The organism is Larkinella sp., assembly GCF_965227735.1.
Taxonomy (GTDB): Bacteria; Bacteroidota; Bacteroidia; order Cytophagales; family Spirosomataceae; genus Larkinella.
On the sequence record NZ_OZ245776.1, the window covers coordinates 1793695 to 1805878 of the forward strand.

The window sequence follows — 12184 nt, forward strand, 5'->3', positions numbered from 1 at the left end:
AAGTAAAATGCAATAAGTACAAATATTTCATCAGAAAATACAAATTTACAGGTAACGTACGACAAAAGTTTCGTATCTTACAGAGATGGTGGCAAGTGTAACAGAAGGCAACAACATAACAACATCTAAGAACAATGCAAGACATACTATTTGACTTTATATCAAAATACATCTCTCTGACAGAAGATGAGAAGAACGCAATACTTTCGTTAGACCTATTCCGCTCAGTAAAAAAAGGTACGATTTTACTCAAAGAAGGACAGAAATCACAAGAATGCTATTTTGTTTTGAAAGGATGCATGCGGAAATATTACATCATAGATGGTGAAGAAAAGACAACGGCTTTCTACACAGAAATGGACGCCTTAACACCTCATTGTGTTATGAATAGAGCCCCTTCTGACTATTTCATTAGTTGTGTTGAAGACAGTATTCTTACCGTTTCAAATGCTGATATGGAAGTAGAAATAAACAGTAAATTTCCAAAGTTTGAGACAATGTGTGGAAAATTATCGGAAGAATTGTTAGCCAAACAACAAATCAATTTTGACGAGTTCAAGACTTCTTCACCTGAACAACGATACCTGAACTTACTACAAAACAGACCGGACCTTATTCAACGTGTTCCACAACACCAACTAGCGAGCTATCTGGGAATCAAACCTCAATCATTAAGCAGACTAAGAGCACGGATTCTTGAAAAAAAGAGCTAAAACGTATTTCTTAACTTAAGTGAACGAGTGACAGTATCTCGCCAATCTACTTTTGCAGTATCGTTTCACACAAAAGAAAAGAAATGCAAAAGAAAAATTTATGGATTGGACTTGCCTTCTTGTGGGCAAGCAGTTTACAGGTGGATGCTCAACCTGCCAAACAAGACAGTACCTATAAAAAGTGGTTTGTTGGGAGTTCATTCCTGATGTTAGGAAATTTTTCCAAAGTAGGAAACCCTGAGTATGTACAAGTAAATGTTGGATATAGGATAACACCTAAAGATGTTGTTTCCTTTGAATTTAAAAGATCCATTTATTCTTGGCCATTAGGTATCCCTTTTGGACCATCATTTGATGCACCGGGACTAAACTATCCTGGTCATGCACGCATACTTGCACCTACAATAGGATACCAGCGTTTTTGGTGGAAAGGAGTTTATACATCCGTTCATGCATTGAATGCTTTTGAAAAATATATAGATGAGAATAAAAAAAAGATTGGCAATGGATACACGTTATATCTGAATTTCCATTTGGGTTACCAGTTTAAATTCTTTAAAAACCGGTTCTTTTTTGAACCAGCTATTGGATGTAGTTATTGGCCTGTAAGAACTAATGTTCCAGAATCTTTTAAATTAGCGGAAGAAAAATGGCCTAACTACTTTATTCAGCCTGGGCTTCATTTTGGGTTTAATTTTTAGCATCCTAACCGGAAAATTAACCGGATATTTTTTTAACATAATAGTACTCCCATCAGCAGCTTCCTCTGTTCAAGAATAGGTTTTTTATAAAACCTTCATACACGTATAACCATAAATAATTACTAAAATGAAAAAGATCGGCATTTATTCCGTGTTGTTTTTGTTCACGGCATTTCTTAGTTCATGTGGCATCGGCACCGCCCTTGTTACCAACCACAATCAAAACGCCACTGAGGTGCACTTAAGTGGGAACAACTTCAAAGTAATTGATCAGGTAAGTGGAAGTTCAGAGACGTCTTACATATTGGCAATTGGAGGGAAGAACAAAAGGCAATTGTACGAAAATGCGTATTCAGCGATGATGAAGAAAGCCAACTTGCTGAATGGTTCCAAAGCCGTAATCAACGTGATGACAGAGGAACACTTCGGTGGTTTTGCCCCTTTCTTTGTCAGAAGAACTATAACTGTGAGTGCTCACGTAGTGGAATTTACAAGGTAAATTAAAAGAAATGGGCGGTGCACTCTATTAAAAAAGGCAAAACGTATTTCTTAACTTAAGTGAACGATTTATGGCATTTCACTAATCTAAATTTGCAGCATCGTTTGACATAAAAACAAAAGAAATGCAAAAGAAAATTTTATTCATTGGTTTTGTCTTAATGATGACAAGCACGTTCCACCTCAAAGCACAATATGACAAAACGGACAACTACAAACGCCATTTCGTCGGTAGCACGTTGTTTGTATTGGGCAATCTGGATAAAGTAAACCCTCCGGGCTTTGCTCAACTGAATGTAGGTTATCGGATTACAGGAAAAGATGTTATTTCTCTCGAACTAATAACCTGGAAACATGCATGGCCACTTGGCATTAACCCTTTTTATAATAAGGCCTACGGAACACCTGAAGAGAAATTTCCTGGTTATATAAGAGAATATGGAATTGGTCTAGCTTATCAAAGGTATTTTTGGAAAGGTCTTTACGCAGCAGTACATGCAATGCCTATGTGGCAAACATTTAAGAATGAAAGCGGTGATAAGGTGGGTAATGGCTTCATTATTTTCAATACTTATCGAATTGGTTATCACATCAAACTCTTTAAGGATAGATTTTTTATTGAACCATCACTTGGTATTGCCGGCCGTCCTGTTTTCACTAAAATGCCTGATGGTTTTAAAGAAAAAGATGACAAGTGGCCAAAATGGACACCTGAACCCGGGCTGCATTTCGGTTATAACTTTTGATAAAATAGCAGTGGATTAAAAATTGTCTTTCATAAATCATAAAGACAGACAAAATACCGGCCACCAACAGGCGTTTGGCAAAAAAGTGGGCTCAGTGCTTAAATGAAGCTTTGTGTTTCGTATCAAGTTCAGTGCTGGCAGACAATTTAGTGCTTCGGAATCCGCTCTTTCAACAGCACCTGTTCCACTTCTTCCTTGTAGTTGCGACCAATCGGAATCTGATTGCCGTTCACCACCAGCCGGTTGCGCTCGATTCGGGTGATTCTCGAAACGGCCACGATAAAGGATTTGTGAACACGCATAAACCGGCTGACGGGGAAAATGTCGTGCATGAATTTGATGGAACCTTTCAGGACGATTTTGCCGGTATTGGTGTAAATAATGGCGTAATCTTTCAAGCCCTGAATGTGGGTCACTTCGTCAAAATTCAGCTTGATCCGCTGCACCCCGCTTTTGACAAAAACCGACCCCAGCGGGGCTTCTGCCGGGTTTTCTTCAATAGTAGTGTTTTGATCTTGCAGGGCCAAAAAGTCCCGGATTTTTTCCATCGCCAGCAAAAACCGGGGGTACGAAATGGGCTTCAGCAGAAAGTCGATGACGCCCAGCTCAAAGCCTTCGAACGCATAGTCGCGGTAGGCCGTCGTGAAAACCGTGATGGGCGGGTGGGGCAAGGCGGCTCCGGCGATCCGGTTCAGAAACTCGATGCCGTTCATTTCGGGCATTTCAATATCCAGAAACAGCACATCGGCTTCGTGGTTTTCGAAGTACGCCAGCGCGGCCCGGGCCGTATCGAAGGGGTGGATCGACCCGACGAAAGGCAACCGGCGAAGGTAATCTTCCAGAATACCACGCGCCAGCGGCTCGTCGTCGATCACTACGCAGTTTAGCATACTAGTTGACTCGCCCCTAAATCTCCTTGAGGGGAACGGGAAAAAATTAAGCTCAATTAACTATCTGTTTCCGGGTATCGCTCAACCACGAATCGCCAACTCTGAAATTTCGTTCCTGATCTTTCAAACGAATCGGTATTTTCATGACATTTTGATTTAATCCGAACCCGTGCAAGATTCAAACACCTGTATGGTCTTGAAGACCTTGCAGGTGTGGCCAGCTCAATTTATCGCAGAAAATACGATTCGCAGTGACGCCTTGTAGCTATCCGGCCCATCTTCGGTGTGAAACGTGTACCGACCGGGGTACAGCAGTTCCAGGCGTTTGCGAAGGTTGGCCAGACCAATACCGCCTTTTGCAGTTTTTGGACTGGCCGCCGGTTTGCTGTTCTCCACCGTAAATTGCACTTCGGACGGATTGACGTGCAACGTGCTGTGCAACCGGGCGTTTTCGGCCTGTTTGCCCACGCCGTGTTTAATGGCATTCTCGACCAATGGCAACAGCAAGAGCGGGGCAATTTCCTGCCCATTGGTATTGCCGTCGATTTTCAGGCTGATGTCCGAATACTCGCGGTATCGGATGCGCTCCAGGTCGATGTAATTCTGCAAATAGTTGATTTCCTTTTCCAGCGGCACGTAGGCATTGTCGCTGTCATACAGCATGTATTCCATCATTTCGGACAATTTCAGCACCATGTCCGGCGCCAGATCGGATTTCCTGAGCGTCAGGGCATACAGGTTATTCAGGCTGTTGAACAGAAAATGCGGGTTCACCTGCGACCGTAAAAAGTTGACTTCGGCCTGTAATTTCTCGACCACGATCCGCTGCAACATCCGCTGCTGTTCATACCAGTCGATGCTCAGTTTCAGCGCCACCATGAGGCCCAGATACCAGAGCGTACTGAAAAAATTGTAAGACAGCGCTTCCACCCAGTCGCTGTTGCGCATCGGCCCCAGGACATAGCCGTAGAGGTAATAATCGAAAAGCCCCTGAAAAATCAGGTAGCCGAGGATGGAGAGCAGCACCATTGAAACATAGCGGGCATACCGTTTTTTCAGCAAATAGCGGGGCAGGAAATAGTGCAGGTTCAGATACGCAATGCCAATCAGCAGACCAATGCGGACTACGACGCAAAGGGCAAAATACGACAGGCTGGCTTTGTAGATCAGATACTTTTTTTCGTAGAGAAAAAAACCGGTAATCAGGATCCAGTAGGCCGCATGAACCAGTGCATATTTGACCGGAACAGTTCGGTTGGAAAGCGGCAACTTGATGGATCGGTCCAGAAAGTCCATACAGAAAACGAGTCTTGACGGGAAACCGCCGGGTGGCAGTCAACTGTAAATGAATACAAAAGGCGAGTGGATTAAAAATTATATCGACCAACGACCCAAAAAGTAGAGGAAAGGATTGGGTCCTGCGGTTGATCTACTTTCCCGGTCGTTGCTCTACTTTTTTTTAGAATGACGGATTGATCGGGTTGTTTTGTGTCAGAACCAGTCACCATTCCGCCAAACGACCATGAAAAAGCTACATTTTCCGCTATTCATCCCCCTCCTTTTCAGCGTTCTAAACGCGTTCAGCCAAACGGCCAAAGTAGGCGGCCCCTGCGAAGGCTGCGAAGCGATTTACGAAAACCCGGTGCCGTTCGATAAACTCGACAGTGTTGTCAAACTCCCCGATGCGGCCTGGGACGGCAAAAAACCGCTGGGAATCAACGGAACGGTGTACAAAGCCGATGGCAAAACCCCGGCGCCGGGCGTCATTCTGTATGTTTACCACACCGACGAAACCGGACATTATTCCCGGAAAGGGGATGAAAAAGGCTGGGCCAAACGGCACGGTTCCATCCGCGGCTGGATACGCACCGACGCGAAAGGGGCCTACAAGTTTGTCACCCTCCGCCCGGCCCCCTACCCTGGTGCCAGCGATCCGGCGCACATCCACATCTTTCTGAAAGAACCGGGCCTGAACGAGTATTACATCGACGAATTTCTGTTTTCCGATGATCCGCTTTTGACCGCCGACAAACGCCAGAAGCTGGAAAACCGGGGTGGAAGCGGTATTCTGGTGCTCAAGGATGTCGGCAACATGTACAAGGCCGAACGGAACATCTACCTCGGCAAAAACATTCCGAACTATCCGGTGACGCCGTAGTCAGCGGCTGGCTTTTTTTGTTTTCAAAACCGGTGCCGGGGCTTTCAGCAAAGGCTGGAGTTTGGCCGCAAACTGCCGGTAGCCTTCTGCGTTGGGATGCAAACCATCGCTGAAAAGCGCTTCGTCGATTTTGCCGTCCGGTTTCAGGAAAACCAAACCGGGCTGGGCAAAGTGAATGTTGGCTTCCCCGGCCATCTGCGCCAGTTCTTCGTTTAGGTTGACCAATCGTTTTTCTTCGTTTCGGCGCGGCAGAATCCCGATCAGCAGAATATCGGCCGTGGGTTGCCGTACTTTGATGGCCTGCACCAGAAACTTCAGTCCGGCGGTGATCTCCGCATCCGAGTTGTGCTGCAGGTTATTCGTTCCGATCATCAGCACCACCTGGGCGGCAGAATAGCCATCCAGTTCGCCGTGGTATACCCGCCACAGCACATTTTCGATGCGATCCCAGCCGTAGCCCATGTTCTGAACCCCCAGCGGTTCCAACGCGGTTTTCCAGGAATCGGCACCAGCCGCACGGGGCGCAATGGGTTCGCCACCCCAGTAGTGCGTGATGGAGTTCCCCAGGTAAACGATTCGGGGCGGGTGGGTTTTCAGCCGGGCCAGAATTTCGTGGTGGCGGGTCTGCCAGTCGTAAATCCGGGAATCGCGGGACTGGGTGCGTGGTTTTGTAGTCGAAACCGTTCCGGACGGTTCGTTGAGAATACCGCGCAGACTGCGCTCGTAGGCTTCGGCGTATTGCTGCATGCCCAGATCAGACGGGTGCGTCCCGTCCACCATCGCGTCCGAATCTAGGTTGATTTGTGATTTGGGCAACAGATACAATTGATCGATGCCCTCCCCTTTCAACTGGGTAAAGGCCCGGCGCATTACTTCATTGACATCCGTGTAATATTTCCGGCGGAGTGGACTAACGCCCCCATCGGTGTAGCCCGCGTGTTCGACCAGCAAAATGGGCGTCGTCGGCTGTTTGCTCCGCAGGTTTTTAACGGCGTCCACAATGAGCGTATAGACGTCGGTGTTGGACACCAGGTTGGGCAGGCAATCCAGAACGTAGATTTTGGCTTCGATCTGCGCCACCCGGTCCACCACTTCTTTTTCCAGCCGACCGTTGCCGGAAAAGGCCAGATTGATCAGCGGCCGGTCCATTTTCCGACCCAGAATGGACGTCCATGCCATCCCGGCCCGCGAGGCACAAGCGCCCTGCGCAATGGACGTTCCGTAGACGACGATGGGTTTATCGTCCCGAATGGGCAGGGGCGTGAGCGTAACGCCTTTCGGAACGCCGATTTCGAGCCACTGAACGGAATTGTAAAGCGGCAGATACAGGCGGTATTCGCGGCCTTTCTGGTGGTAGGCATCATTCGGTTCCAGGTTGGCAAACTGGTACTGGATCGTATCGCCGAATGCATATTTTCCGTTGCACCACAGCCAGTCACCGTCACTATTACCGGCATACAGATCGACGCCACTGACGCCCGTTGCGGGCATATGCGGCATGCTCTGTTTCCCCTTGACAATGTAGCGAACCGTGATCCGGTCGGTGCTGGCCCGGAAGCGGATCATCAATCCGGCCGCATTGCGCGACAAATCCCAGACGGCTTTCCGGACACTTTTTTCGGCTTCAGCCGGTAAGCGGTCGTAGGGACTCAGAATGTCTTTTCCCCGCCAGGCCTGTCCTTCGATCACCGGGAATTCGGATTGGGCGGGGTTCCACCAGACAAAGTCGGCTGGCGTTTGGGCCAAAACCGCAACGCCATGCAGGGAAACGAACAAGCAAACGAAAAGAAGCCATTTTTTCATACAGGGTCAGGGTGCGCGCGAGGGCAACGGAAGGGTGAAATCTTCCAAAAATACGCAGGAAGTTGACAAAATAAACACCCCGACCCCAGTTATGACGTTGCTACCGACTACGGTCCGACGCTTCCACCGACCTTCGTCACCATACTGCTCGTGGTGAAGGTGGTGGATTGCGTTCCCAGGGTGTAAGTTCCGCTCGTATACAAACCATTCACGTTGGTACCACCGGCTACGCTCCCGCCCGCATATACCTTGTACGACTGCCCGGTTTTCAGTTTCGGACTCGAAAAAAGCATCGTCGTGTAGGTTTTCGGAATCAGGAAGGTCAACACTTCGGCGCCCTCGCCCGACTGAATGTGCATCAACTGATTGGCGGATCCTCCGCCGAGCAGGACCGAAGGCTGGGTGCTGACACTCGCCGTTGGCGTACTCGTAGCCCCAGCCACACCGACCGCGATACCGCCGGTTATTTTGAATGTATTCCGGTCGCAATCAAACCCTTCTTCGGGAGCGGAAGCCCCCACGGAGACGGTTTTACCACCCGTGATGGTGATTTTCCCGTTCGAGTCGATACCGTCATTCGAGCTGCTATAGGCATACACCGTGCCGCCGTTGATGTAGATGAAGGTTCCGGCGTTGATGCCATCGTCCTTCGTTTTGGCAATGATGTTCCCGTTATTGATCGTCAACACACTCTTGCTTTCGATTCCCTCTCCGGCCGATGAGTTGATCGTGATGGTACCGCCGTTGATGGTCAGATACGGATCGATTGTCGTGTCGGTATCATACGAAGCCGCGATGCCTTTATCCACCACATTGATCGTGAAGGTGCCGCCATTGATGACGATGTAGCCTTCTTCGCACTGAATTCCGTCGCCCAGCGTGGTCATGGTAACCGTGCCACCGTCGGCAATAAAGGCGTCATTGGTATGAATTCCATCGGATGCGGCACTGGTGATGGTCATGGTTCCGCTGATCAGCCGAATGTAATCGTCGCTGGCAATCGCGTGTTTGTAATTCCCTTTCAGATTTAGGCTTCCGTTGCCGCTGAAGATCATCTGTCCTTCGCTGAACAGCGTCGCTTTCATGTCTTCCGTTCCGCTGGCGGTATACGTCGCACCATCCGTCAGCGAATTGTTGGTGTTATCAGCCAGGACAATGAATGCTCTTTTCTCCGACTGGATGTTGATGGCGGGGCCGTCGGCATTCGTGATGTTGACGCCGTTCAGTGTCAGTTTGAATTTCTTATCGGAGTAAATTTTGACGGAACCGTTCGTCGTGGTTCCGGCCAGCACAAAATCGACGCCCGTTGCGGTGGAGGTGATGACGACGTCGCCGTTGGTCTCTGCAATCGATACGCCATTTCCCGCCAGGGGATTGGTAATGCTGACTGTCGTGCCGAACGTGATGCTAACGGTGGACGAAAACGTCGAGTTCGCCAGCAAATCATCCGCGTTGGCGGCCTTGTCGGTATTGCCTTCCGGCGTTGCGGAGGAGGTCGTCGTGCTGTCGATGGCAACAGAGCTGCCGGTGGTGGTGCCCGTTCCGGTAGTGCCGGTTCCGGTGGGCGTCAGGTCCTCGCTTTCTTTGGAGCAGGCCAGCAACAGGGCCATCAACAGAAGTTTGGAACCCAGACCGACAATGCGTTTTACAGGTGGTTTCTCTACAATTCTCTTTAAAATCGGTTGGTGTCTCATTCTTATGATTGTGTATGGGAAGACTCACTACCAACCGATACGCGGATGGCTTCCCAAACGTTGCCACAACGAATACTTTTGAGGTAAATAGACCGAATGTGTCGGTTTTATCGACACAAGTCAAGTTATTACACAGAGTTGATCAGAGGACATCAGAGCTTATCAGAGATTTTCTAAGATACTTTTTTCCTCTGATAAACCCTGATTTCCTCTGATCAACTCTGTTTAACAATCACAATCCGTACTGATCCAGCAAGTACACCAACGCCGTCATTGAAGCCGCCCCCAGTTCCAGTTCCCGCTTGTTGATCGCTTCAAAATTGTCGGTGCCCGTGTGGTGAAAATCGAAATACCGCTGGGAATCCGGCTTGAATCCGAACAAAACCGTCCCCAACTGCGCCAGCGGACCAATGTCTGCCCCTCCCGAACCCGCACCGATTTCGTGCAATCCGTAGGGAGCAAATAGCGGTTTCCACGGCATCACTTTGGCCCGTTGCTGCGCCGTTCCGACGATGCCGAAACCGCGGGGTGTAAAACCGCCATTGTCGGACTCGACGGCGGCAATGTGTTTCTCGTTGTTCTTTTTGGCGTAATCCGCATAGCCGACTCCACCCCGCAACCCATTTTCCTCGTTCATGAACATCACCGCCCGAAGCGTTCGTTTTGGCTTGATTCCCAGGGATTTGAAAGTTCGCAACACGTCGATGGACTGCATGCAGCCGGAGCCGTCGTCGTGTGCGCCCTGGGCCAGATCCCAGGAATCCAGGTGACCACCCACGACGATAATTTCATCCGGTTTTTCCGAGCCTTTGATCTCGCCCACAACGTTGTAGGATTTGGCGTCGGGCAGGGTTTCGCAATTCTGCTTGAAATAAAACGTCAGGTTTGCATTCTCTTTCAGCGACTTACTGAGCAACTCCGCTCCGTTGGTACTGATGGCCGCCGTCGGAATCAGCGGCACCCCCGTGGCATAACGCATCCCGCCCGTGTGCGGATTGTCGTCCAGCACGGTGGTCATCGAACGAACAATGGCGCCCACTGCGCCGAGTTTCCCGGCTTCGTTCGCACCGTTTGCCCTTTGTTCAACCGCCCCGGCGTAGGCTTCAAAGGTGTTCAGTTTGGTCGGGTCCATCGGGCGGTTGTAAAACACGATCTTGCCTTTTACCTTTTCCGGTCCCAGATCCCGCAATTCCTGAAAGCTCTTCACCTCAATCACCTGAGCTTCAACGCCTTTCGGGGCCGTGGCTACCGAACCGCCCAGGGCCGCAACCGGGACGGTTATTTTTTGTTTCCCATTCCGTATATACGCCACTTCTTTGGCCCCGCGAACCCAGTGCGGCACCATCACTTCCTGCAAAAACACCCGGTCGAACCCCTCCTTTTCCATCAGTTGCTTCGACCAGTCGACAGCTTTCTGCGCACCTTCCGAACCGCTCAGGCGCGGACCAATCTTTTGGGTCAGCTCTCGCAGCCATTCGTACGACGGGCTATTGGTCAGGATTTCGTTGTAGATTTTACGAATGGTGACGGAGTCGGTCGATTGCGCTTGAACACCGGTTGCGAAGAGGCAGAAAGCAAGGAGTAGTTTTTTCATCGGGGGTTGGGGTATCTCCTAAAAAAAGAAAACCCGGCCTGATTTCCAAAGCTGGGTTAAAAGTTATGCAATTCGTCCAATTGGTTATCCGGGAATTGCTATTTGGTTGACTTTTCAGGAACGGTTTTCAGTAGCTTCCTCATCGCGGTTTCTACCACCTGCTGGTACGAGCGCGTTCGCGTCTTGTTGTACATTTCCAACTCCTCCACGATCGCAGGCAGGTAAATAAATTTTCGATCTTCGATATAATGGGTTCTTAACCGTTGCGCATCGGCATGATTGCCAAGGTTTTGAGCGATTACGATCTCCCCCGCCCGTACAAAGTGTTCGTATAAACAGGCCTTCCAACGGGTATAGCCCTGGTTGGCCATGTCACTCTGAATGGGTATGAAAAGCGTTTCGGTTCCAGTAATGAGTTCCGGGGGGAGCTGGTCGATAGCGGGGTTGACAAACGAATGACCAAACTCATGGGTACTGAGTTCCAACAGGTGTTTTCTGTCGTCAAAACCCATATCTAAATTGGACTCATTGCTAAAATTTTGAAGTCCGAAAGGACCGAAAACATGAAAAATTGGGGTTTTATCCTGTACCGTATAGCTGACTCCAAATCCCATACCCGTAGGAATGGTAAGGCTCGGCACCAAGGTATACCGATCGAACCGTTGCCCATAGAAATCTTCCAGCGCGGGAATAAACCGTTTATCCGGCAGGCCCTTTTCCACCTGAGCCAAAGCGTTCGCATACTTGTTTTGATTCTGCCGGAAGTAGGTATCAAAATCGACTTCCCGATAGAGTTGATTCATCGCTTCAATAAAAAGAGCAGCGTTCTTTCTGGCTTCTTCCGGGTCTCTTTTTGCGGAAAACCGGAGGTAGGCACTTTCTCTTATCTCGTCTTTCAGTTTGGCATTGGGAAAATTATCCAGTTGGATCAACAGATGAATCAAATAATCCAGCCAAATGTTCTCGGCAAAAGCAACCACAACCGCCAGGTGTTTGCTGTTCTCGTAGGTTTTGTATTGTCGGTATAAACCAAGCCCGTAGCCATACCAGTCCCTTTTTCGGATCGCGCGTCCTCGCAAATAGGTATCGTTATTTTCCAACTGACGGCCTTCATAGCCCAGGAAGTACGCAAAACCCAACAGCTCTACATTCCGATTGGTTTGTATTTGAATGGCGGCAACGGTGCGGTTAGGGAGCGCGTCGGACTGCTGACCAAAAACAAAGGGCGACCAGAAGAAGACCGCCAGAAAAAACACGAACTTTTGCATGACTGAAGATTGAAGCGTGAAGCACAAATCAACTCAATCCAGCTTCGTCATGCGCTCAGAAACGGTTTTCCGGACGTCCGGAATCGTGTTTCCGGACGTTATAGCCCTGATATGAGGCC

The 12184-nt window shown here is 49.1% G+C and carries 11 protein-coding genes; 5 read left to right on the plus strand and 6 right to left on the minus strand.

Annotated elements, in window-relative coordinates; all coding sequences use genetic code 11:
• Positions 1-134 precede the first annotated feature (134 nt).
• The 4 genes from ACO064_RS06850 (at position 135) to ACO064_RS06865 (ending at position 2658) form a co-directional block, all read left to right on the plus strand.
• Positions 135-713, plus strand: coding sequence for a Crp/Fnr family transcriptional regulator (locus ACO064_RS06850; protein ID WP_421826647.1), 579 nt, complete (start codon positions 135-137; stop codon positions 711-713).
• Positions 714-796: 83 nt separating this feature from the next.
• Positions 797-1414, plus strand: coding sequence for a hypothetical protein (locus tag ACO064_RS06855; RefSeq protein ID WP_421826648.1), 618 nt, complete (start codon positions 797-799; stop codon positions 1412-1414).
• A 127-nt stretch (positions 1415-1541) separates the two neighbouring features.
• Entirely contained in the window at positions 1542-1913 is a 372-nt protein-coding gene (locus tag ACO064_RS06860; protein ID WP_421826649.1) for a DUF6567 family protein, read from the plus strand.
• Positions 1914-2037: 124 nt separating this feature from the next.
• Positions 2038-2658 (plus strand): hypothetical protein, encoded by a 621-nt coding sequence (locus tag ACO064_RS06865; protein ID WP_421826650.1) that lies wholly within the window; start codon positions 2038-2040, stop codon positions 2656-2658.
• 146 nt (positions 2659-2804) lie between these two features.
• Here ACO064_RS06865 and ACO064_RS06870 read toward each other — a convergent pair whose 3' ends face one another.
• Positions 2805-3548: a LytR/AlgR family response regulator transcription factor gene (locus ACO064_RS06870; protein WP_421826651.1), complete on the minus strand. Its 744-nt coding sequence runs from the start codon at positions 3546-3548 to the stop codon at positions 2805-2807.
• 222 nt (positions 3549-3770) lie between these two features.
• The gene (locus ACO064_RS06875) at positions 3771-4844 is read right to left on the minus strand and encodes a sensor histidine kinase (protein ID WP_421826652.1); all 1074 of its coding nucleotides are present in this window, start codon (positions 4842-4844) and stop codon (positions 3771-3773) included.
• A gap of 226 nt (positions 4845-5070) precedes the next feature.
• Between ACO064_RS06875 and ACO064_RS06880 the strand changes: the two genes are divergently transcribed.
• Entirely contained in the window at positions 5071-5706 is a 636-nt protein-coding gene (locus ACO064_RS06880) for an intradiol ring-cleavage dioxygenase (protein ID WP_421826653.1), read from the plus strand.
• Here ACO064_RS06880 and ACO064_RS06885 read toward each other — a convergent pair whose 3' ends face one another.
• The 4 genes from ACO064_RS06885 to ACO064_RS06900 form a co-directional block, all read right to left on the minus strand.
• Positions 5707-7509 carry an SGNH/GDSL hydrolase family protein gene (locus ACO064_RS06885; protein WP_421826654.1) on the minus strand — a complete coding sequence of 601 codons (1803 nt, stop codon included), beginning with the start codon at positions 7507-7509 and terminating at the stop codon, positions 5707-5709.
• A gap of 107 nt (positions 7510-7616) precedes the next feature.
• Positions 7617-9203, minus strand: a complete 1587-nt coding sequence (locus ACO064_RS06890; RefSeq protein ID WP_421826655.1) for a carbohydrate-binding domain-containing protein — start codon at positions 9201-9203, stop codon at positions 7617-7619.
• Between the two features lie 232 nt (positions 9204-9435).
• Positions 9436-10797, minus strand: a complete 1362-nt coding sequence (locus ACO064_RS06895) for a M28 family peptidase (RefSeq protein WP_421826656.1) — start codon at positions 10795-10797, stop codon at positions 9436-9438.
• A gap of 98 nt (positions 10798-10895) precedes the next feature.
• Positions 10896-12065 carry a DUF4932 domain-containing protein gene (locus ACO064_RS06900; RefSeq protein ID WP_421826657.1) on the minus strand — a complete coding sequence of 390 codons (1170 nt, stop codon included), beginning with the start codon at positions 12063-12065 and terminating at the stop codon, positions 10896-10898.
• Positions 12066-12184 lie beyond the last annotated feature (119 nt).